General features: G+C 56.0%; 25 protein-coding genes and 1 tRNA gene. 15 read left to right on the top strand and 11 right to left on the bottom strand.

Annotated features, from left to right (window positions below):
• Window positions 1-5 precede the first annotated feature (5 nt).
• Both V6N04_RS05195 and V6N04_RS05190 read right to left on the bottom strand, forming a co-directional pair.
• Window positions 6-1,154 (bottom strand): polysaccharide biosynthesis/export family protein, encoded by a 1,149-nt coding sequence (locus V6N04_RS05195; RefSeq protein WP_371169065.1) that lies wholly within the window; start codon window positions 1,152-1,154, stop codon window positions 6-8.
• Window positions 1,155-1,251: 97 nt separating this feature from the next.
• Window positions 1,252-2,508 (bottom strand): capsule biosynthesis protein, encoded by a 1,257-nt coding sequence (locus V6N04_RS05190; protein ID WP_371169172.1) that lies wholly within the window; start codon window positions 2,506-2,508, stop codon window positions 1,252-1,254.
• A gap of 273 nt (window positions 2,509-2,781) precedes the next feature.
• Between V6N04_RS05190 and V6N04_RS05185 the strand changes: the two genes are divergently transcribed.
• The 7 genes from V6N04_RS05185 to V6N04_RS05155 all read left to right on the top strand — a co-directional run bounded on the left by V6N04_RS05185 (window position 2,782) and on the right by V6N04_RS05155 (window position 7,748).
• Window positions 2,782-3,369 (top strand): riboflavin synthase, encoded by a 588-nt coding sequence (locus V6N04_RS05185; RefSeq protein ID WP_371169064.1) that lies wholly within the window; start codon window positions 2,782-2,784, stop codon window positions 3,367-3,369.
• A gap of 83 nt (window positions 3,370-3,452) precedes the next feature.
• The gene (locus V6N04_RS05180) at window positions 3,453-4,430 is read left to right on the top strand and encodes an MBL fold metallo-hydrolase (protein ID WP_371169063.1); all 978 of its coding nucleotides are present in this window, start codon (window positions 3,453-3,455) and stop codon (window positions 4,428-4,430) included.
• A 63-nt stretch (window positions 4,431-4,493) separates the two neighbouring features.
• Window positions 4,494-5,132 (top strand): NYN domain-containing protein, encoded by a 639-nt coding sequence (locus V6N04_RS05175; RefSeq protein ID WP_371169062.1) that lies wholly within the window; start codon window positions 4,494-4,496, stop codon window positions 5,130-5,132.
• Window positions 5,133-5,211: 79 nt separating this feature from the next.
• Complete coding sequence (gene ribB, locus V6N04_RS05170) at window positions 5,212-6,342, top strand: 3,4-dihydroxy-2-butanone-4-phosphate synthase (protein ID WP_371169061.1); 1,131 nt, start codon at window positions 5,212-5,214, stop codon at window positions 6,340-6,342.
• Between the two features lie 3 nt (window positions 6,343-6,345).
• Window positions 6,346-6,897, top strand: a complete 552-nt coding sequence (locus V6N04_RS05165) for a 6,7-dimethyl-8-ribityllumazine synthase (RefSeq protein ID WP_371169060.1) — start codon at window positions 6,346-6,348, stop codon at window positions 6,895-6,897.
• Window positions 6,894-7,361 (top strand): transcription antitermination factor NusB, encoded by a 468-nt coding sequence (gene nusB, locus V6N04_RS05160; RefSeq protein ID WP_371169059.1) that lies wholly within the window; start codon window positions 6,894-6,896, stop codon window positions 7,359-7,361. The genes V6N04_RS05165 and nusB overlap by 4 nt, the downstream gene beginning before the upstream one ends.
• Window positions 7,362-7,448: 87 nt before the next feature.
• Window positions 7,449-7,748 carry a hypothetical protein gene (locus V6N04_RS05155; RefSeq protein WP_371169058.1) on the top strand — a complete coding sequence of 100 codons (300 nt, stop codon included), beginning with the start codon at window positions 7,449-7,451 and terminating at the stop codon, window positions 7,746-7,748.
• Between the two features lie 18 nt (window positions 7,749-7,766).
• Here the strand turns inward: V6N04_RS05155 and V6N04_RS05150 are convergent, their stop codons facing one another.
• The 4 genes from V6N04_RS05150 to V6N04_RS05135 all read right to left on the bottom strand — a co-directional run bounded on the left by V6N04_RS05150 (window position 7,767) and on the right by V6N04_RS05135 (window position 11,686).
• Window positions 7,767-8,579 (bottom strand): hypothetical protein, encoded by an 813-nt coding sequence (locus V6N04_RS05150; RefSeq protein WP_371169057.1) that lies wholly within the window; start codon window positions 8,577-8,579, stop codon window positions 7,767-7,769.
• Complete coding sequence (locus V6N04_RS05145; protein WP_371169056.1) at window positions 8,579-9,394, bottom strand: hypothetical protein; 816 nt, start codon at window positions 9,392-9,394, stop codon at window positions 8,579-8,581. Before V6N04_RS05145 ends, V6N04_RS05150 begins: the two co-directional genes overlap by 1 nt.
• Window positions 9,395-9,595: 201 nt before the next feature.
• Window positions 9,596-10,468 (bottom strand): aminoglycoside phosphotransferase family protein, encoded by an 873-nt coding sequence (locus V6N04_RS05140; protein ID WP_371169055.1) that lies wholly within the window; start codon window positions 10,466-10,468, stop codon window positions 9,596-9,598.
• An 81-nt stretch (window positions 10,469-10,549) separates the two neighbouring features.
• Window positions 10,550-11,686 carry a PQQ-dependent sugar dehydrogenase gene (locus V6N04_RS05135; protein WP_371169054.1) on the bottom strand — a complete coding sequence of 379 codons (1,137 nt, stop codon included), beginning with the start codon at window positions 11,684-11,686 and terminating at the stop codon, window positions 10,550-10,552.
• Between the two features lie 404 nt (window positions 11,687-12,090).
• Here V6N04_RS05135 and V6N04_RS05130 point away from each other — a divergent pair, with 404 nt between their 5' ends.
• Both V6N04_RS05130 and V6N04_RS05125 read left to right on the top strand, forming a co-directional pair.
• Window positions 12,091-12,558, top strand: a complete 468-nt coding sequence (locus V6N04_RS05130; RefSeq protein WP_371169053.1) for an MmcB family DNA repair protein — start codon at window positions 12,091-12,093, stop codon at window positions 12,556-12,558.
• An 11-nt stretch (window positions 12,559-12,569) separates the two neighbouring features.
• Window positions 12,570-12,755 carry a hypothetical protein gene (locus V6N04_RS05125; protein WP_371169052.1) on the top strand — a complete coding sequence of 62 codons (186 nt, stop codon included), beginning with the start codon at window positions 12,570-12,572 and terminating at the stop codon, window positions 12,753-12,755.
• Between the two features lie 3 nt (window positions 12,756-12,758).
• Here the strand turns inward: V6N04_RS05125 and V6N04_RS05120 are convergent, their stop codons facing one another.
• Entirely contained in the window at window positions 12,759-12,965 is a 207-nt protein-coding gene (locus V6N04_RS05120; RefSeq protein WP_371169051.1) for a DUF6324 family protein, read from the bottom strand.
• A 219-nt stretch (window positions 12,966-13,184) separates the two neighbouring features.
• On the opposite strand from V6N04_RS05120, the gene V6N04_RS05115 reads away from it, so the two are divergent.
• Window positions 13,185-13,261: transfer RNA gene (locus V6N04_RS05115), tRNA-His, on the top strand.
• 36 nt (window positions 13,262-13,297) lie between these two features.
• Here V6N04_RS05115 and V6N04_RS05110 read toward each other — a convergent pair.
• Window positions 13,298-13,633, bottom strand: coding sequence for a DUF6476 family protein (locus tag V6N04_RS05110; RefSeq protein WP_371169050.1), 336 nt, complete (start codon window positions 13,631-13,633; stop codon window positions 13,298-13,300).
• On the opposite strand from V6N04_RS05110, the gene V6N04_RS05105 reads away from it, so the two are divergent.
• The 5 genes from V6N04_RS05105 to V6N04_RS05085 all read left to right on the top strand — a co-directional run bounded on the left by V6N04_RS05105 (window position 13,632) and on the right by V6N04_RS05085 (window position 17,837).
• Window positions 13,632-14,675 (top strand): RluA family pseudouridine synthase, encoded by a 1,044-nt coding sequence (locus V6N04_RS05105; RefSeq protein WP_371169049.1) that lies wholly within the window; start codon window positions 13,632-13,634, stop codon window positions 14,673-14,675. The two genes, V6N04_RS05110 and V6N04_RS05105, sit on opposite strands and share 2 nt — an antisense overlap.
• 223 nt (window positions 14,676-14,898) lie before the next feature.
• Complete coding sequence (rpoH, locus tag V6N04_RS05100; RefSeq protein WP_371169048.1) at window positions 14,899-15,795, top strand: RNA polymerase sigma factor RpoH; 897 nt, start codon at window positions 14,899-14,901, stop codon at window positions 15,793-15,795.
• A 76-nt stretch (window positions 15,796-15,871) separates the two neighbouring features.
• Window positions 15,872-16,861, top strand: a complete 990-nt coding sequence (locus tag V6N04_RS05095; protein ID WP_371169047.1) for a Gfo/Idh/MocA family protein — start codon at window positions 15,872-15,874, stop codon at window positions 16,859-16,861.
• A gap of 11 nt (window positions 16,862-16,872) precedes the next feature.
• On the top strand, window positions 16,873-17,142 hold the full coding sequence (locus V6N04_RS05090) for a DksA/TraR family C4-type zinc finger protein (RefSeq protein ID WP_371169046.1): 270 nt from the start codon (window positions 16,873-16,875) through the stop codon (window positions 17,140-17,142).
• Window positions 17,143-17,282: 140 nt separating this feature from the next.
• The gene (locus V6N04_RS05085; protein ID WP_371169045.1) at window positions 17,283-17,837 is read left to right on the top strand and encodes a hypothetical protein; all 555 of its coding nucleotides are present in this window, start codon (window positions 17,283-17,285) and stop codon (window positions 17,835-17,837) included.
• A gap of 58 nt (window positions 17,838-17,895) precedes the next feature.
• Here the strand turns inward: V6N04_RS05085 and V6N04_RS05080 are convergent, their stop codons facing one another.
• The 3 genes from V6N04_RS05080 to V6N04_RS05070 form a co-directional block, all read right to left on the bottom strand.
• A complete protein-coding gene (locus V6N04_RS05080) occupies window positions 17,896-18,978 on the bottom strand; it encodes a Hint domain-containing protein (protein ID WP_371169044.1) in 1,083 nt (360 codons plus the stop codon).
• Window positions 18,979-19,117: 139 nt separating this feature from the next.
• Entirely contained in the window at window positions 19,118-19,573 is a 456-nt protein-coding gene (locus V6N04_RS05075) for a hypothetical protein (RefSeq protein ID WP_371169043.1), read from the bottom strand.
• Window positions 19,573-21,408: a M3 family oligoendopeptidase gene (locus tag V6N04_RS05070; protein ID WP_371169042.1), complete on the bottom strand. Its 1,836-nt coding sequence runs from the start codon at window positions 21,406-21,408 to the stop codon at window positions 19,573-19,575. The genes V6N04_RS05075 and V6N04_RS05070 overlap by 1 nt, the downstream gene beginning before the upstream one ends.
• Between the last annotated feature and the right edge of the window lies 1 nt (window position 21,409).

Raw genomic sequence — 21,409 nt, 5'->3', positions numbered from 1 at the left:
GTCTATCAGTTGCCCGACCCGCCAAGCGAGTCGTTCAGTGAAGAGATCGATCCGGCCGTCGCCAGCGATCCGGTCAGCGCGGACAGAACCTTGGTCCATTGTACATATGGGGCTTCGGTCACATAGACCGTATCGCCGTCACGGATGACAAAGTCGCGGGCGCTGAACATACCATTGGTCTCGGTCAGGTTCAGCACATAGACCATGCGCTGGGTGCCTCGAATGTCTTTGCGACCAAGGACAGCATTTGCGATTTCAGCACTTTCATCGCGCAGGATGAAGATTCCGGTAGGGTCAGCTGCCGCATTTGACAAACCGCCCACTTGCGCAATGGCCTCAAGCGCCGACAGTGTCTGGGTTTCAAACCTGACGCGGCTTTGGGAGCCGGTTGCACCAAGGGCGGTGAAGGAACGGCTGTCTTCCTCGACTAAAATGCGGTCACCGCCACGCAGGGCGATGTCCATCTCGGGGTATTTGAACAGGTCTTGGAACCAGACTTGCCCGGTTTGATTGCCACGGTTCACCTTGACGATTGCAATCTCGGGAGAGATGGCAACGCCGCCTGCCTTGGCCAGCATCGCGTTCAATGTGCGGGTTGGGCGTTCAATCGGATAGACACCTTGACCACCAACCGCGCCGGTAAGGGTCACAGTCGATCCATCGCCTGCCAGTCGGCTGACCACAACTTGCGGATCGGGTGTCTGTTCGGCCAGTTTGTTGGTGATCACACGGCGGATTGCTTCAGGCGAGTTGCCGGCAGCTTTGATGCGGCCCGCATAGGGAATGAAGATATAGCCTGAACCGTCGACCTGAACCCGTTCCAAGACCGCCGGGGCGCCGGCCGTCGTCAGGATGCCATTGTCAACGTTTTCCCAGATCGAAATGCCAAGCGTATCGCCAGCGCGGATGGTATCGGAACCAACGACGGCCGCGTTTTTGAATGCGTTGCTGAAGCCCAGTTTGGGCACGACCGAAGTTGCACGGGTCACGCGCTGATTCACATTAACGACATATGCGTTTCCGTTTTTCTGGGTCGAACCGGCGATGATTTCGCTTTTGTTTGGGCCAGAGCGGGGCAATCCACATGCGCCCAGTGCAAATACCAGCGTACAAAGGGCGGTGGCCCGGATCACTTTCTTGCTGACGTTGCTCACTGCGCGCACTCCTTCACCGGCCATTCGGCCAGGTATTGTTGTTTCCGCGACCCTAGGTTGCGTCGCCGAGCAAATCCAGTCTTTGAATGCGTTGAAGCTACTTTACGAGCCGTAACTGTTGCCGAGGTGCCGCTGTTCCGTCCTTAAGCGCCTGATAAGGATCGTCCTTTGCCAGCATCATATCCACGATCTGGCGCAACAGCTGGCGACGGCCTTTGGCAGAATAGTATCCGCCGGTGACCTGGCTGCTTTCCAGCAAATAATGGCGGTAGTCGCGATAGGCGCGACTGTCCGGGCGGGTGGGTTGATCAAAGAATGCCTCGATGGGCTGGGCAGACGCGAATTCCGGTTTGTCGTAAACGGCGTCGCCGAACACTTTTAGCGGCAGTCCGCGCCACAGTGCCTGTTGGGCCGCAGTTGAGTTGACTGTCACCGCCGAACGCGCGTGGTCTAGAAGGCGGGCCAGTTTACCACCACGTACATAATGCACCCGATCCGCGACACCACATTCTGCTGCGATTCTTTGGATCTCCCGACGCTGAGGAACGCGCCCATCTTCAAGCGGATGTGCCTTGAAGACAAGGTGGTGGTGCTTAGGCGCGCTTGCAGAGAAGGCCCTAATGACAACATCAAGAAACTCGGTCATCGTTTTGAAAGGGCTATGGTTTTGGAAACTGCTATCATGTTCCAGCTGAAGTAACGCCAGGTGGTACGGAAAGCCGCCGCGACTGATCCGTCGGGTCGCTGCGATCCGGTGGGCGGCGATATACGGCATAAGCAGCAAGCGCCACAGATACAGCCTGAATTCCTGCGCCACGCCCAACGCGCGATGCGGCTTGAAATTCCTGTATGTCCGATTGGCGAACATGACGAACCAATGATAGAGCGCACCGTAGAATACGTGCTGGCGCATGTCGCCCCAGTGGGCGGGGGCTTCGGGAATATCAAGCTCGGCTTGGGCCAGCACCTTTTGCATGTCCACAACGTCGAGTGACATCAGAGCAGAGTTGCCGTTGGAGCCATCGCGCTCGTAAGTTACCCAGTAGGGCCGCAAATAGCCTTCTTCAAAGACATGAACGCCAAGATTTCTCGATTTTGCGATGTCCACTGCATTGGCATGTATCGGGCGCGTATCGCCATAAAGAACGATGTCGGTGATTGCGTGCTGATCCAGCAATGCCTCGAATGCAGTTGGCCAGTTGGCCTGATCATCGGTGTACGAGATGTAACTGGCCCTATCGCGCCAGAAAAACTCATCGCCCTTGTTAAAACCCACGCGCCAGACCTTGGCCCCGGCTGCACGCAGCATACGACCCAACTGCCCGAAAAAGGGGCCGTGCGGGCCCTGAAGCATCAGGAAGCGTCTGTCAGGGTCGGTGCTCACACATTTCTCCGCAACTCAAACTCGTCTGTTCGGGGCCAATCATGGTTCGAATTCACGACATAGCCGTTGGTTCCTTTCTGACGCCTCTCTTCCATTATGAGAAGGGGAACCTTTCGATTTTGTTACCCCCTGCTTTGGGCAAAAGTATGACGCGCGAAGGCCTTGTGAAATCACAGGGGGCACTTGGCAAGAAGGCGGGCGCGGGTTAGGTGAATGACATATCTGCCAGCGCAAGGAGGCATCATGTTCACAGGGATCATCACCGATGTCGGGCGCGTCGCCGCGCTTGAGCAAGCAGGCGACATGCGTGCGCGGATCGAAACAGCCTATGACACCGGAGGCATCGATATTGGCGCGTCCATTGCCTCGGACGGTGTTTGCCTGACGGTCGTGGCGTTGGGGGACAACTGGTATGACGTTGATATCTCGGCGGAAACCGTATCGAAAACCAATATTGGCGGCTGGACGGTCGGCCATCGGATCAACCTTGAGCGTGCATTGAAGGTCGGAGACGAGCTTGGCGGTCACATCGTGTCGGGTCATGTGGATGGCGTGGCACAGATTGTCGACATGCAGGTCGAGGGCGATAGCACCCGCGTCAGGTTTCAAGCGCCTTCGGAGTTGGCTAGATTTATCGCTCCCAAAGGGTCAGTGGCTTTGAACGGCACGTCGCTGACCGTGAACGAGGTCGAGGGCGATGAGTTCGGTGTGAACCTGATTTCGCACACCAAAGAGGTGACAAATTGGGGGCAGGCGCAGATTGGCGGCAAGGTGAACCTTGAGATTGACACGCTGGCGCGCTACGTCGCCCGGCTTGCCGATTACGGGTAGGGCGCGGGTTCTCTTTGACATATTCTGATCGGGGAATATGATGGCGGTGTTTTACCGAACAATCCTGCCTGACGGAGCCCGACATGTCCCTGATCCGCCCATCCCGCCGCCCGTCCCGCCGCGACGTGTTGCGGCTGGCCTCGATCGCGCCAGCTTTTGCCATGCCAACAACCGCGCGCGCGATGTTGGGTGCGCCGACAGCTTCAAATCCCGCGCATTTCGGATTTACCGTCGGTGACGCGCGATTGACAGTTGTTTCCGATGGGTATTTCTTGCTCCCTATCAGTGGTTTGGCTGTGAATGCCCCTGACGAAGAGAAGCTTGCGTTTCTCAAGGATCACTTCCTGGACCCAGCGCAAGGCTATTCCAACACCAACCTCTTATACATTGAGATCGGGACCGCGCGCGTGTTGATCGACGTGGGCTCCGGGTCCCGTTGGCTGGATACAACTGGGCGTTTGATTGACAATCTCGAGGCCGCAGGGATCGACCCGGCAGGCATCACAGATGTGATCATCACTCATGCCCACCCAGACCATATCTGGGGCATTCGGGATGATTTCGACGAGCCAATTTTTCCCGATGCGCAGTATTACATAGGTGCCGAAGAACGCGCCTATTGGCTGCAAGACGGGCTTGTCGACCGCGTCGATCCGGTGCGCCAACAATTTGTCGTCGGGGCCGTGAACGCGATCAACGCGGATGGGCTTGAGTGGACGCTGCTGAACGATGGGGACGAGGTTGTCCCGGGCGTGCGCATGCTTGCCAGTCCCGGCCATACGCCCGGTCATATGTCGGTCATGATTGACAGCGAGGGGCAGCAATTGATCGCGACCGGCGATGCGCTGACCAACGCCTTCACCAATTTCGCCCATCCCGATTGGTACAACGACACCGATGTTGATCCGGAGATGACGGTTGCAAGCCGGAAGAAACTCCTCGACATGGTAGTCTCTGATCGGATTGCGATGCTAGGCTATCACTTCCCGTTCCCCGGTGTGGGCCATGTGCGCCGAGACGGGGATGCGTATCAGTTTGTCCCGGCGCTTTGGCGGTTCTAGTGTGCAACTTGAAATTGTTAATATCTCTGCTTAACTCTCAATTAAATAGAGTGGAGGGATTTGATGAGTGTGAATGGTTTACCTCAGGATAATAGCACCCGATCAGTTGCGCTGTTGATTGACGGAGAGAATATTACCAGTGCATTGGCTGGGAAGATCATTGTTGAATCAGGAAGATTTGGTGAATTGCAGGTGCGGCGAGTTTATGGAAACGCCGGTCGTATAAAGGGGTGGAATGACGCTCCGGGTCTACATTTTGTCTACACAGGCACTGGTAAGAATGCTGCAGATATCGCGCTGTCTCTTGCCGCAGCCGAACTGAGCTTTGGTAGTTACATCGACCAATTTGTGCTCGTCAGCTCAGATGGCGATTTTTCTCATCTTGCGACATTTTTAAGAGAACGAGGCCACACGGTGGTCGGCATGGGTGAAGCAAAAGCCCCAACGAACTATCGTAAATCCTGTTCTCAATGGGTCATGTTGACACCAAATCCAAAGGATCTAGAGCATCGGATACTGACCGAGATGCAAAAGCAAGCGATGGGTTTATTGATTGGACGGGTGAGTCCCCTAGTGCGTGAAGCTCTCGGCATTACTCTATCTGATCTTGAAGAGAAGAGCTGGAGGAAGTTTTTCGAGAACCGAGCAGACGTCTATCACATAACGGGCGAAGCTCAGCAGACCCGTATTACGGCGCGATAGCAATCACAGCTGCCGCCTTTTGGCTGGCAACCCCGTGCGCCTTGCGCTACTCACTCACCGAGCTTGAGGGGAATGCGCCATGACGGACAGCGTTACATATGAAACACCGGGACCGGTTGAGGCGAGCTTGACCGACGCCATCGCCTCCGCCGAGGACATCATTGCCGAGGCGCGGGCCGGGCGGATGTACATTTTGGTTGATCATGAAGATCGCGAGAATGAAGGTGATTTCGTCATTCCTGCGGATGCTTGCGATGCGGCGGCGATCAACTTCATGGCCACATATGGCCGCGGTCTGGTTTGTCTGCCGATGGAAAGCGCGCGGATTGATGAGCTTGGGTTGCCGATGATGGCGATGCACAACTCGTCCCGCCATGAAACGGCGTTCACCGTATCCATCGAGGCGCGCGAGGGTGTGTCGACAGGTATCTCGGCTGCAGATCGTGCGCTGACAGTAGCAACGGCGATTAACCCCGATCACGGCCCTGCTGAAATTGCGACCCCGGGTCACGTGTTCCCGCTGCGCGCGCGCAATGGTGGCGTGTTGGTTCGGGCAGGGCACACCGAGGCCGCCGTGGATATCTCGCGCCTTGCCGGACGCACACCCGCAGGTGTGATCTGCGAGATCATGAACGAAGATGGCACGATGGCGCGTCTGCCCGAGTTGGTTGAGATCGCCAAGACGCACGGGATCAAGATCGGCACGATCTCGGACCTGATCGCCTATCGCCGTCGTCACGACAATCTGGTGCGCGAAACGGGGCGTGAGACCATCACGTCTCAGTTTGGTGGTGAGTGGGAGATGCGGATTTTCACCGACATGACCCATGACATCGAACACGTGGTGCTGATCAAAGGTGACATCACCACGGACGCGCCGGTTTTGGTGCGTACCCATGCCTTGCAAGAGGCGCAGGATGTGCTGGGTCTTGGCCCGAAACCAGCTGATGAACTGCCGCGTGCGATGCAAATCATTGCCGATGAGGGCAGGGGCGTTGTTTGCCTGTTTCGTGAGCCGCGCAAGACACTGCACGCTGATGAAGAGGAAGGGCCGCGCACCGTGCGCCAGATCGGGCTTGGGTCGCAAATCTTGTCGACATTGGGTCTGAACGAGATGGTTCTTTTGACCGACAGCCCGGAAACCCGCTATGTCGGTCTGGACGCCTATGGGCTGACCATCACCGGCACACGTCCCATTCAAAAGGATTGAACCATGGCCGCCGCCGAACAACACTATGTCCTTGATCGCCCGAGCTTTGACACGCCGGTAAAAATCCTGATCGTTGTCGCGCCCTATTACAAGGATATCGCCGACAACCTGGTGGCCGGAGCCAAGGCTGAAATCGAGGCCGCTGGCGGCACATGGGACATCGTGGAAGTACCGGGGGCTCTTGAAGTGCCCACTGCAATCTCGATGGCGGACAAGCTGTCAAACTTCGATGGTTACGTGGCGCTGGGCTGTGTGATCCGGGGCGAGACGACGCATTATGACACTGTCTGCAACGATAGTTCGCGTGCAATCCAATTGATGGGATTGAACGGTCTGGCCATCGGCAACGGCATCCTGACCGTCGAGAACCGCAAACAAGCCGAAGTCCGCGCAGACACCAAAGATCAAAATAAAGGGGGCGGAGCCGCCGCTGCGGCCTTGCATCTGGTCGCGCTTTCGCGCAAATGGGCCGGCGCGGGCAAAGGTGTCGGGTTCAAGGCACTTTCACAAGAAATCAAGCTCGCTGGTGATACGAAGGATACCCCAACGGCATGACGCTTTCCGGCAACCAAAAACGCCAAATGAAATCGGCCGCCCGGCTTTTTGCTGTGCAGGCTCTGTTTCAGATGGAGGCCTCGAACCAGACGGTTGACCAGATCATGGTCGAGTTCGAAGATTTCCGTTTCGGCGAGGAGTTCGACGATTATGCAATGGCAGAAGGCGACAGCCGCCTGTTTCGCAAGCTGGTCGACGATGCCGTGAACCATCAGGCGCAGATCGACCAGATGACCGACCGGGCCTTGGTGGCCAAGTGGCCAATCGGCCGGATTGACCCGACCTTGCGCGCCCTGTTCCGGGCCGCTGGTGCCGAGCTGACCCATGGCGACGCGCCGCCCAAAGTGGTGATCACCGAGTTCGTTGACATCGCAAAGGCCTTCTTTCCCGAAAGCGACGAAGGCAAGTTTGCCAACGCAGTGCTGGATCACATGGCCCGCGAGGCGAAGCCTGAAGCATTTTGATATGCGCGCGCTCCCCTGCGACCCTGTGACTGCTTTCCTTTCAGCGCCGGCGCGCTAGATTGAGGTAACGCCACGAAAGGGAGTGCAATGCCAAAGCTTGTCCGTCTTTACATCAAACAGGTTCTGATCGGCTTTGGTCTGTCCGCGGTGTTTGTATGCGCGCTTCTATACACGAATGTTGGCAATCTTTGGCACCTGATCTCGACGTCTGACATTGGCTGGATTGCCGTTCTGATGCTGTTCATGTTCAACGGCATCGTTTTCGCGGGTGTCCAGTTCGCCATCGTGATCATGCGGATGGAGCATGACGAGACACCCAAGGGCGGCAAGCGTCAACCTGTTGTCACGGGCGAATTGGCACGGGTCAAAGTACCTGCCCGCCAATAGGCGTCGCGACAACTGGGATCATTCCCGAGGTCTGATCAAAAATACGCTTGGAAATACGAAATCGATGTCACCAAAAATCTCGGGGTCCGTTGGGGTGCGTACGATATACCCTGACCATTGACCTCCGTTCAGGCCGACGGCGATCACTGGTGATCGGTCTCCAAAGGCGTGGGTTTTCAGAAACGCGTGCAATTCGTCGTAATTGTGATTGTGCCCGATCACAAAACCCGCACTCCCATCATTAAAGTTAACCATAGCAACGCGCTGAGTAAGCCGGGTCCAAAAATCCTCGGGCCAACTGGTGCCAAGCTCAGCGCGCAGGTCGGCGGCTGTTTTGTCCCCGTCAACCAGGGTCGGCCCGGATTGCAGGCAGGTCTGATTTACCTCAAAGGCTCCTAAATCGCGCGTGATCTGAACCCGGTCATCATCGGTGCAAATTATTGACGAATCCTGCCATCCGTTGTGGAGGTCGCTGATCAATTCCCCGCTCGTTTTCAAGCCACCCAAAGGTGTGAGCGGGTTGATATGCCGGATGAACCCGCCACTGACAACCGCCAACGCGTCCGAACTGGTCGCGTAGTTTAGCAGGTTGTCAAAGAACACCCGCGCACCACCTTCTTTCGATGTTTCGCGTTTGGCGGCGGAAGTGACAGAGGTGCGAAAATGTTCTGGATCGATCAAGATCAGGTCGACGCGCCTTAGGCATTCACCACCGTCCGTTCCACAATACATCAGCTTTTCGACACTCAGGGAAGGTTGTGCGAACACGTTGGACCCGGAGAAGGCCCAAACGACCGTGGCTGATAATGAGAGAAGGGTTTTGCGTAGCATCAGCTTGGCTTTCTTATGCGAGGATCACCAGCCACCTGAACCATCATACGAATGACAATAACATCGCTGATATTGGCGCAGGCCCAAGGCGTGCGTTCGGTCGGAAGGCCGCGAAGTAGGTCACGGACCCCGTTTTCGGCGCCGCTTGTGGGCGCGTTTCCAGCGGGCAACGCTTTGATACGGATCCAGTATTCATGCATGAAGCCGCTACTGCGCATTGTCGCGGGAACATCGCGCATCACTTGCGTCAGATCAAAAGCAAAGTCCGCATTCTGCGCACGGCGCCGATCCTCTGGCGTGCTGAGCCTTTGTTCCACAGTCTTTGAATTTACGTTTGAGGTCACGACATAGGTTTGATTGCTATCGGGGAAAACGATGGACAAATAGGCAGATGCGGCGTGTTGATCGGTGTCGGACTGAAAGGGCAGGCTTAAGACAATTTCCCCACAGCCCTCCAACGTCACCTCGGACGAACTGGCATAGGTGCCCGCCAGAAAATCGATGTCTTGAAAATAGTTGTCGATTACCTGCGAAGCGCGGTCATCAATCGTTTGATGGATGCCAAACGCATTGGCAAAAGCTTTGCGGGCAAACGCATCGAAGCTGGACAAGTCAATGGCAAATAGACCCAGCACCGCCGTGATCCCAGCCATAAACCACACTAGCGGCGCGCGCGCCTTTTTGACCAACCCGTCGACCTTCTTGTCGACCAACTCGGACATTTCGTCCTTGGTCGCAAAGGATTTCAGCTTCTCGTCGAGCAGCTCGACAAGAAGGGCATTGTCTGGACTTTGTTCGTCATGGGATCGGGTCATATATACGCCCGCATATGAGTGTTTAGAGGGTAGAAGGGTAATCAATTGCACTAAATACGGGGTATTGTAGCGGAAATTGCAACTATGAGCAAATCACCGCGCCGTGGATCGCGCGAGGGTGGAGGGCTACGGTGCTTGGAATTTGGGTGCGCGACCGTCGCTGAAACTGCGTAGAGGCGCAGAACATACGAGAAGTGCTGCCTAAAGGGCCTCATCAAGTAGTTCGTTCAATGCACGCGTATGAACTCCGCCCAAATCTGGACTGGATAATCCGTTTAGACTGATGAGAGCTTTCCAAAGTGCCCAGCATCTACCACGACTCCATGTACCATCATCAACTTTGGCTGAATCTTTGAAAATCCGACGGGTATCTGCATCGAAATACGTCCAGGCGATTGCAAGGTCACATGATGGATCGCCTACGCCACATATCCCAAAATCGATCAGTGCGCTTATTTTGTCTTCATTTATCAGAATATTCCCGACAGCAAGATCACCATGGAACCAAACGGGAGGATTTGACCATGCGGCCTTCAATCCGTCATTCCATATTTCCAGACAGCGTCTGCGGCTCAATGCATCATCCATTCTGCTCAGACACATCATGACTTCATCGTGATAGACTTTTAGGTGGCAGCCTCTGAAGAATGAATGTCGCCCTGCGAGGAACGCGGTGTCAGCTGGTAATGATCTGAGTTCCACGAGGATGTCCCCGAGTGCGCGCGCCAAAGATGCTTGGTTCACGATTTGCGTTTCTTCGAGCGTGCCTCCGGGGAGCCAGCGACGAATGGACCATGGAAGTGGAAAATCGTCACTAGGTTGTCCTAAGGCACAGACTTCGGGCACTTGAATCGAGAAGTGCCTTCCAATTGATGTAAGAACCGTTGCCTCTTTCTGTACAGCATCGGCATATGAAGCGGTGCTGGGCAAGCGGACACTCAACCGCTCACCCAACCTGAAGGTTCGATTGTCATGACCTTGTTTCACAACCGGCTGGATGGGCAATTCGCTGAAGTTAGGGAATTGCTGCGAAATCAGGCGCCGAACCAATCTAGTGTTAATCACTGGGTCCATGGTGCTTAGTCCCTCGTCAGGAGTGAATCACAGCTATGGCGCGCTTGCAGCAAAGATTTTTCGTGCCAGACGGACCAGTTTTTACTTCGCACTAAGTCGCAACAGCCGCGCGCCGGTCTTGTCCTCCAGAACCCATATTGCTCCATCAGGCCCCTGTTCAACCTCGCGCACGCGTTTGTTCCATTCGAACCGCTCGGCTTCGCGGGCTTTGTCGCCATCAAGTTCGACGCGGATCAAAGCTCGGCTGACAAGCCCGCCGATAAACGCGTCGCCTTGCCAGTCTGGAAACATGTCGCCCGTGTAAATCACGAGCCCTGAAGGCGCGATGCTGGGAACCCAAGAAGCGGAGGGTGGGGCGAAGTCGGGCCGGGTGTCGTGGTCAGGGATCGCCTTGCCGCTGTACTGATCGCCTTCAGACACCACCGGCCATCCGTAGTTCTTGCCGACGTGGATCAGGTTCAGCTCGTCCCCGTGTTTCGGATCCATCTCGTGTGACCAAAGCTGACCTTGTTCGTCAAAAGCGATACCAAGAAGGTTGCGGTGCCCCAATGTCCAAAAGCTTTTCGCCAGCTCGCCCTGATCCTGATAGGGATTGTCTGGCGGAACTGTTCCATCCAGGTTCAGGCGGATGATTTTGCCAAGCGCCATGTCCCAACGCTGGGCCGGCGTCTGTTCCTGCCGGTCGCCAGACGTGATCAGAAGCTTGCCCGCGTGTTTGGTCCCGTCGGGACCAAAGGCGACGCGGTGCGAAAAATGACCAGAGCCGGGGCGGTGTGGATACTGGCTCCACACGCGTTCGATGTCTGATATCTGCGGGGTGTCACCAAGGGTCAATCGCCCGCGCACCACGACCGCTCCACGCGTGTTCCCACCGTCATGGCTTTCAACATAACTTAGGTAAACCAACTGGTTGTTGGCAAAAACGGGGTGTAGCACTACATCCCCTAAACCGCCTTGTCCGCCGACCTCTGGCCGGGGCACTCCCGACACTCTTTGTTTCGTACCATCGGTTGAGACCAGCCACAGCTTGCCCGGCTTTGTTGTCACAAGCAGTTGGGTATCGCTAACGAAATCCATTGCCCAGGGTTGATCGAAAGTGGCAACCGCCGTGGCGTTCAGATCGCCACCCGTATTGCCTTGGATCGTGAAGCTTTCGGCGTGTAACGGAGCGATTTGAAATGCGAGCGTGGTCAGGGCGAGCGCGATTTGTCTGAGCATGGAAAGCCTATTGGTTGCAGGAACGTTACCCGGCAAGCTTAGCCGATTGATGCGTCAGGGCCGAACAAAAGAGCGTGAGGCGTTGCGGAGAGGCTGCGCCCTCACCTGATCGGCGCAAGCGTCCCCAAAAGGGGTGGGTTGGCGGAACCGCACGCATCCGTCGGGGTGTGAATTCCCGAGGACCTGTATGTACAGGTGGGCGCCGGGTAAACGAACCAGAGTCCGGACAGAGCCAGCTCCCTTGGAATTGCTTAAGGCCACTGGAATTGTACCCGCATGTGACGAGAAGGGCAGAAGCCGCCTTAGCCTAGATAGGCCGCGCGCGCGCCAGTTACAAGGGGTGGGATTTGCCGCAATCAGGCGCAGCATTGACAATTTGTTCATGAATTGTTCATGGTAGCGGCATGGAGATGCAAGACAAAAACATGATGCCCGGCCAACTGCTTGCACGTGGAGTATGCCGCCACATGCTGGCCCATGGTTTCGTGACCGTTGAGGAGCTCGTGCCGACCCGTGGATTGCGCGTGGACGTCATGGCGCTTGGCCCAAGGGGCGAGATCTGGGTGATTGAGTGTAAATCATCGCGCGTTGATTTCACGTCAGACCGGAAATGGCAGGGCTATCTTGAATGGTGCGACCGGTATTTCTGGGCGGTGGATGCGGATTTTCCGACGGAGCTTTTGCCAGATGGCACCGGGCTTATCGTGGCCGACAGCTATGACGCCGAGATCATTCGTATGGCGCCCGAGGACAAGCTCGCTCCGGCGCGCCGAAAGGTGATGGTGCAGAAATTCGCAACCCACGCCGCAAGGCGTTTGCAATCGTTTCGTGATCCGGGGGTGGAGGCGTTTACAGACGGACAAACTTCGTAGGGAGCAGACCAATGATGATCAAATACTACTATCCTGACGGGGATTGGTGCTATCGGGCGTTACACACGGCCCATGCGGTCTTTCATGACCCGGACGGAAAATTGATTGCACGGGCGCAAAAGTCCGATGGAACAGGGCTTTACGAGTTTGAGATTACTGGATTTGAGCTTGTCGGATCGGGCGAAATATATCGCTAGAAACTAGCCTTTTTTACCGGATTTCTCGACCATTGCGCGGGCTTGTGCGGCTGCGGCTCTAAGCTCCTCGGCGATCTCTTCCGCTTCTTCCGGCTCGAAGTCCATGGGCAGTTCGACCCCGCCGCCTTCGACGTATAGACGCACCATCCCGATCGAGGTTGGTCCGATTTGAAGGTTCGCGTCGATGTCGCGCTCGTCGTTGATGCCCATCTCTGGCCTCCTGAATCTGTCCCGTACGGGTTAAAGCATTTTGTCTTATTGTTGGGTAGCACAATAAAACAAACCGCTCAGAACCTATTGATGCTGTAGGCGTTTTGAAATCAAGTTATTATCTAACTTAATCTCAAAACGCAGTAGTGATTTTTCCTGCGATTTTCAAGCAGCCACCTATTGCAATGCCCGGCGGGCGGGGGTAAATGCGTCCTGCGTGCCGACATAGCTCAGTAGGTTAGAGCGCTTGATTGTGGATCAAGAGGTCCCCCGTTCGAGCCGGGGTGTCGGTACCATCTCTCCAAACCATCAGGTATTCGATGTTCACCCGATTAACGAACGCTGATCCGTTTCAACAATTCGCCACCATCCTTGTCAAAGACCAAGATTTCATCACCTGAGACGATTGCGATCCAGTCTTGACCAAACGTGACGGCGTCGGCCGTAACACCATCAGGCAAGTTGATTTGGTCGGGCAGGGCGGTCGGCACCGATTGTTCCGGCGTCGTTTGCGAGAAACGCATGACAACCACGCCGACCAGCACTACAAGGCCCACAATCGTTGTCAGCGTCAGCGCTGTCACCAACCGTTTCAAATAGCGCACCGTGCCGTGGCCGACTGATGCCTCTAGCGCTGCGTCCAAGTCCTGTTCCGGAGTGTCGTTCATGTCGTCCTCGCACCGCCTCGTAGAGGTTATCATCGCGGAAAACCCGCCCAAGCGCTTTGATAAGGCGATTGCGCGCGATGTGCCAGAGGCAGCGAACTTATCGCGGTCGCGTCTGGCGCGGTTGATTGCGGATGGCGCGGTGATGCGAGAGGGGGTCGTCGTCGATGACCCGCGCGCTAAAGTGGCGCAAGGCGATGTGTTCGAAATCCGCGTGCCCGAGGCCGAGGAAAGCCACATTGGTCCCGAGGATATCCCGCTGGATGTGGTTTACGAAGATGAACACCTTATCGTGGTGAACAAACCGGCGGGCATGGTGGTCCACCCCGCGCCGGGTACGCCGACGGGCACGCTGGTGAATGCGCTTTTGCATCATTTCGGAGGAGACTTGTCCGGTGTTGGCGGTGAGAAGCGCCCGGGCATCGTTCATCGGATCGACAAGGACACTTCAGGGTTGTTGGTCGTCGCCAAATCTGATGCGGCCCATCACGGGCTGGCCAAACAGTTCGAGGCGCACAGCGCGCAGCGTCACTATCGCGCCGTGACACATGGGGCGCCCGACAAGGCCGACCCTCGTCTGGGGGGGATCAAAGGGACAAGTTTTGAGAAGGGCAATATCCTGAAGATCACCTCGCAACTGGCACGTCATAAAACTGACCGCCAGAAACAGGCGGTGCTTTTCTCAGGTGGCAGACATGCCGTCACGCGAGCGCGAATGGTCGAGGTGTTTGGCACCCCCGCTCAGGCCGCATTGATCGAATGCTGGCTGGAAACGGGCCGAACACACCAAATTCGCGTACACATGGCCCATGCGGGGCATGGTCTGATTGGCGATCCGACTTATGGCGGGCGGCGTAAGTTGAACGTGAAAGCCATCGGAGAACCAGCAGTCGAGGCCGCACGCGCATTCCCCCGCCAAGCGCTTCATGCCGCGACGTTAGGGTTTGATCACCCCGTGACCGGCGAAAAGCTGAGTTTTGAGGCCCCGTTGCCAGACGATATGGTGGAATTGATCGAGACCCTGCGTGCAGGCGGAACAGCATAACCAACCCCATTGGCCAAAAACGACCCAATCCACCAAGCAGCATTCTGCAACTTTCTGCACGAGCCTGTGAGATTTCATGACATCCCCTTCACATTCGAAGGGCTGACGTTCATATCTTCTTAAGAAAATTCGACCACAGATCACTTGAATTTGTCGGGCGGGGTATTATCTCAATGTTAAGCCCCGCAACATTGACGGGACAAGTGGGAGAGAGGCTGCCAATATGAGCAATTATAAAAACTTACCGGCCCCGACGCCAGAAGGCGGTTTGAACCGATATCTTCAGGAAATTCGGAAATTTCCGATGCTGGAGCCCGAACAAGAATACATGCTGGCCAAGCGTTGGGTGGATCATCAGGACCGCGATGCGGCCCACCAAATGGTGAATTCGCACCTGCGTTTGGCGGCCAAAATCGCTATGGGCTATCGCGGCTATGGTTTGCCGCAGGCTGAAGTGATTTCTGAGGCAAATGTCGGCCTCATGCAGGCTGTGAAGCGGTTTGACCCTGAAAAGGGCTTCCGTCTTGCGACCTACGCCATGTGGTGGATCCGTGCCTCGATCCAGGAATACATCCTGCGGTCGTGGTCTTTGGTGAAGCTTGGTACGACCTCTGCGCAAAAGAAGCTGTTTTTCAACCTGCGCAAGGCAAAGGCCCGTATCGGTGCGTTGGAAGATGGCGATTTGCGCCCGGAAAACGTGGCCCGTATCGCCAATGACCTGAATGTCACCGAGGACGAAGTGATCTCGATGAACCGTCGTATGTCGGGTGGGGACGCATCGTTGAATGCGACCGTTTCGGCCGATGGCGAAGGGACTATGCAGTGGCAGGACTGGCTTGAGGATGAAAGCGCGGATCAGGCGGGCGACTATGCCGAGCATGACGAGCTTTCGGTGCGTCGTGAACTGTTGGCGCAGGCTATGGATGTGCTGAACGACCGCGAAAAAGACATCCTGACCCAGCGCCGGTTGCAAGACAAACCGGTCACGCTTGAAGACCTGTCCGGCGTCTATGATGTCAGCCGCGAACGCATTCGCCAAATCGAGGTGCGCGCGTTTGAGAAGCTGCAAAAACGGATGCAACAATTGGCGTCTGAAAAAGGGTTGCTTGAGCACGCTTAACCAACCCTACATGTTCGTTTACCCAAAGACCGACCCGCGTTAAGCTGGGTCGGTCTAGTCATTTTGGGGAACACCGATGAGCACCGTTTTGAACTGGGGTATCTTGGGCGCCTCAAATTTTGCACGTAAGTTGATGGGCCCAGCCATTCATGCCGCTGGTAATGCGCGCCTTGTTGGGTTAGGAACCTCCAGTGCTGATAAAGCGAAAGACTTCAAATCCTTCTGCCCCGGTTTGAATGTTTATGATAGCTACGATGCGCTGCTGGAAAGCGGGGACATTGATGCGGTCTACATTCCACTACCCAATCATCTGCATGTCGAATGGGCGACGAAAGCGGCACGGGCGGGAAAACATGTGCTTGTTGAAAAGCCGGCGACACTTCGCGAAGATGAATTTGACCAGCTGATCGCCTTACGAGACCAGACCGGGCTTTTGATTGCCGAAGCCTATATGATCGTCCATCACCCGCAATGGATCCGCGCCCGTGAGCTGGTTCAGTCAGGCACGATCGGCAAGGTAGACCACGTCGACACCGCGTTTAGCTATGACAATCGCGAAGACGTAAACAACGTGCGCAACAAGCCCGATATGGGCGGTGGCGGTATTCGCGACATCGGCGTCTACACCTATTCCTCGGTCCGCTTTGTGACGGGGGCTGAGCCTGTGGACCTGTCTGCGCGGATTAAGGTGGAAAATGGCGTGGATACATGGGCGCAAGTGGTCGGTGAGATGGAGGGGCCGAACGGCCGTTTCACCTATTCGGCCATGACCTCGATGCGCTTAAGCCCGCGCCAAGAAGTTGTGTTCCAAGGCGAAACCGGCCAGATCCGGCTGACCGCCCCGTTCAATCCCGGTGTCTTCGGTCAAGCCGAGCTAGAGCTGCGCCGGCATGATGGGACCCGGACCGTTGAAATTTGGCCGGGCGCAAACCACTATATTGCTCAGGTCGAAAATTTTGGGCGGACGGTTCATGACGGGGTGGGCTATCCTTGCCCGCTGGAGTTTTCGCGTGGCACGCAGGCCATGATTGATCAGGTATTCGACGTGGCCGTGGATATCAGCTGACGGAGGTTCACATGGCAGGTGGATGGGCGCGCGACGGCGCAGTTCAGGAGCAGATCGACGCGTCGGTCGAAGATGAGCTTTCCCGCATGCGCGGGCGGGTGCAGTCAGTGGGCGAAAGTCTAACGCACTGCGCAGAATGCGAGGAGGAGATACCCGAGGCCCGCCGGGAGGCGCTTGCCGGCGTTAAACTCTGTATTGACTGCATGCAGGAACGTGACGCGGCGTACAGAACGCGACCTGGAATAAATCGACGCGGGTCGAAAGATAGCCAATTGAAGTAATTTGAACCGGGCAAGGCTGTACATCCGGCCGCAGAGGGCATTCGGAAAAGTAACATCGAAAACGCGCGAATTCGGGACTGATTTGCTGAAAACGCACTGCAATGCTATCATAGGGCGTATTTTCAGGAGGAGATACTGATATGAAATTGTTTAATTACAAATACTTACTTGCAATTCGGATCATCGCACTGGCAGCTGTTTTGACGTTGGGTGCCTTGGCGACGGAAGCGCAGGCAGCCTCGGTTACCTATGATGTTGCGATGGGGGGACAAAGCACCACGTTCACCGCGCCGGATGGCGGTGGGGCCGTGGCTGATTTTTCGGTTACTCTTGCTGGCGTCACCTTCGACACGCCTGACGTTGCGATGCCACCGCTCTATGACCCAGTCAACAATGACATTGCGGCCGCGGGCAGTTTGTTTGGCTACTTCAGCAATTCGGTTGCTGCACCGGGGTGTCCGGCTGGACAATGTGTTTTGGAGTTTGAAACGGCGTTTGGAGACGGAACACCACCCGTCTTCGCGGCCTTCAATGCGGTTGCTTTTGACGGTATCATCGCGAGCGGTAGCTACATAATTACGGTCGCGCCTGTGCCTTTGCCCGCAGGGCTGGTTCTGCTTCTGTCTGCATTGTTGGCCGTAGGTGCGTTGCGGCGGTGGCAGCCCGGAGGCCACACGCGGGTCGTACCTGCATAATACGCGCTCATATAACGATCTGGTGACGGGGACCTTGCGGTCACCCGCGCCGGTGGCGCTACCTCACACCTAACGACCTTTTGTGTGCTGATAACAAAAATTGTCTATTCTGCGCATGTCGCGCGACGAGTTTGGCTTGACGCCTGCCTTGCGGGATGTGGTGCCGTGTACGCTGGGCTGATCGGTTTACAAGCTCCGGAAACAACAGTTTCATCTCTGCGACACTCGCCGCTGGCAAGGATGTAAGTGCCTCTTGCCCCAGCAAAAGGCTTTCCGTTGGCGCCCCTTCAGCGAAGATCACCTCGTGCTGCGAAAAAACGAGGTGGAAATAAGTGACACTGGTGATCGTGTTATCCACATAGATGCCCGGAAATGCGGTCAGTTTGATGGCGGCAATCAGAACCTCTGGCGTGTTGAACATGCGTCTAGCAATGGGGGAGGCAACCAACATGCGATGTTGCCGGGATACCAACAAATCACGCTTGGGCAGGCCCGGTCCCAGCGCACCAGCCGTGATCCGTACCGGAACAAGTTTTGGATTACGACGCAAGGCGCGTGCATCAAAACAACGTCTGATGACGTGCAACAGGGGGCGACTGGTGCCCTTGTGGGTTTCGATTAACTGACCAGGTGTCAGTTCTTCCACTGGTATGAGGCCGTCGGATGTTGTGACCAGACTTCCTGCCGTTAGGCAGGGGACACTTCCCGGGGTGGGGTCTGTATTGACCGAGTAGCTGCCACCGTCATCCTCGGAAACCAGCGAGTCACCTGCGCCCGCCTGTCCGATTTCGGTCGAGGTCTGCCCGGCGGCTGGACCTGCCGTGGCAGTGATCGCAGCTGCGTTGTCGGTGAACGAGCTAAACTGATAGACTGTGCTACCTTCGGACAGCGAGATGCCGTTCGTCTTGCCCAAGCCATTGAATGTAGCTGAACTGGTGGTGTCGATCACATAGATATCTTTTCCAGCCACGGTGGTTGGGGTAATACCCGCAAGCGTGTTGGTGGTTCTGATCGACCCGCCCGCATTGTAGATGGTGATCACAAGACCCGATACATCCGTCCCAGCGTCCACCGTCACTTCGATGAAGTCGAGGGTCGGACCACCAAGGTATTTCAGCTCTGAAAAGTACGGATCAGCCATGTGTACTATTTAAGCGGTACAATGTGTTGAATGTAGGGGGAAATATTGGTCGAGGTTAACTTAGAATCCTAGTGGATTGTAATCGTTCGTCTTCACGAACACGTGGGTGACGTTTTAGACCGACGACCTGAGTTCAGAATTAGTTCTTCCGTCGACAGTGGGTTGTTACATCGTCCGAGACCATCTCCATAACCGTGCTTGACCTGAACACTATGTTCACGTGATCTCCGTCGTACTTCATTAGGCTTCGGCGGATATCTCTGGCGAATTCGCCATGGGTGATGTCGTGACCCCCTGTCGTGAGTTTTTTCACCCTGACGCGGATGGGTCTGTCATCCAGTAACCCGTCTTTGAGCGCGTACTTTGATCGGTAGGTGACAAAGGCCGTGGTAGATAGGTCTTGATCCGAAAACACCAGTTTCATATTCGCTTTGAAGACGCCGTTCTTCTGGAAGGTCACATCCGCTGCCATTCGTACGGTTAGATCACCACCGTCGTCGTCTACGCCGTTGCAATACCAATTTCCAACTATGCTCTGGGAATTGCCGGCACAGGGGAAAGCGATGACCAACGCGAGCGCAAATCCCTTAAACATCAGTCTTCCATCGCCTCCAGCTCATCGATGAACCCTTCGATCATCGACAGGCCCTTGTCCCAGAATTTCGGGTCCGAGGCGTCCAGACCGAACGGGGCCAATAGCTCTTTGTGGTGTTTCGAGCCACCGGCTTTCAGCATCTCGAAATACTTCTCTTGGAAGTTGGCGTCGCCTTCTTCGTACACAGCGTAAAGCGCGTTCACCAGGCCGTCGCCGAATGCGTAGGCATAGACGTAGAAGGGCGAGTGAACGAAGTGGGGGATGTAGGACCAGAAGGTTTCGTACCCGTCCATGAATTCAAACGCTGGTCCAAGGCTTTCGCCCTGAACGCTCATCCAGATGGCGTTGATATCGTCGGGGGTCAGTTCACCTTCGGCACGTGCGGCGTGCAGCTTGCATTCAAAGTCGTAGAACGCGATCTGGCGTACGACCGTGTTGATCATGTCCTCGACTTTACCGGCCAGCATGACCTTTTTCTCGGCCTTGGTTTTGGCCTCGCTCAGCAGTTTGCGGAAGGTGAGCATTTCACCGAAGACGGATGCGGTTTCCGCCAGTGTAAGCGGGGTGGAGGACAGCATCTCGCCTTGTTCCGCCGCCAGCACTTGGTGAACGCCATGTCCCAGCTCGTGCGCCAAAGTCATCACGTCGCGCGGCTTGCCCAGATAGTTCAGCATCACGTATGGGTGCACGTTGGTGACTGTTGGATGGGCGAAAGCACCCGGCGCCTTGCCCGGTTTCACACCTGCATCAATCCAACCCTTGGAAAAGAAAGGCGCCGCAATCTCGGCCATGCGGGGGTCGAAATCAGCGTAAGCGTCCATGACGATCTTTTCTGCATCCGGCCAATCGACCAGCTTGTCATCTTCCATGGGAAGCGGCGCGTTGCGGTCCCAGACCTGCATCACGTCCAGCCCAAGCCACTTGCGTTTCAGTTCATAGTAACGATGCGACAGACGCGGATAAGCCTCGACCACAGCGTTGCGCAGCGCCTCGACCACTTCAGGTTCAACATGGTTGGACAGATGGCGCCCGGTCTGCGGGGTCGGCATCTTGCGCCATGTATCCTCGATATCCTTTTCCTTGGCCAAGGTGTTGTGGACACGAGAGAATATCTTGATGTTCTCGCCTAGAACACGAGCAATTTCTTCGGACGCGGCCTGCCGTGTTTCACGATCCTGCTCGGTCAAAAGGTTCGCTGTGGCTTCCAGCCCGCGCTCCTCTCCGTGCACGGTAAACATCAGGCCTGCAACCGTTTCATCAAATAAGGTGTTCCATGCACCAGCCCCGACCGACGACTTGTCATGCAAGAATTGCTCCAACTCATCAGACAGTTGATAGGGGCGCATAGCGCGTAGGCGATCAAAGATAGGTTTGTAGCGGGCGAGCACTTCATTGTCGGCAAACCAGCCATCCAGAACCGCGTCGTCAATCCGGTTCACTTCAAGCGAGAAGAAGACAAGCGGAGCGGTAAACACAGTGATCTGTTCCTGACAGTTTTGGAAAAACTGTGCGCGGTCGGCATCCGTTGTCTGTTGATAATAGCGAAGGCCCGCGAATGACATGATGCGCCCGCCGATCAGGTCAATCTTCTCGTAGGCGTCCACACAACCCAGCATAGCCACTGCATCCAAACCGGCCAGTTTCCCTTGATACGTTGCGGCAAAATCAGCGCAGGCCTTCTCCAGCCACTCCAAGTCACGGGCAAGCTCTGGCGCATCATCCGAGGCATAAAGGTCGCTCAGATCCCACTCGGGCAAGCCCTCAAGCGGCATATCACCGGTCTGGGCATTGGCATCAAAAACGGGGCGGGCGGGGAAGGGAAGGGTGGTGAACATC

Origin of the sequence: Aliiroseovarius conchicola (assembly GCF_041403445.1) — a bacterium.
In the GTDB taxonomy this organism is placed as follows: Bacteria; Pseudomonadota; Alphaproteobacteria; order Rhodobacterales; family Rhodobacteraceae; genus Aliiroseovarius; species Aliiroseovarius conchicola.
The sequence above is the reverse complement of the archived record's forward strand: the minus strand, read 5'-3'. Positions and strand labels throughout refer to the sequence as shown.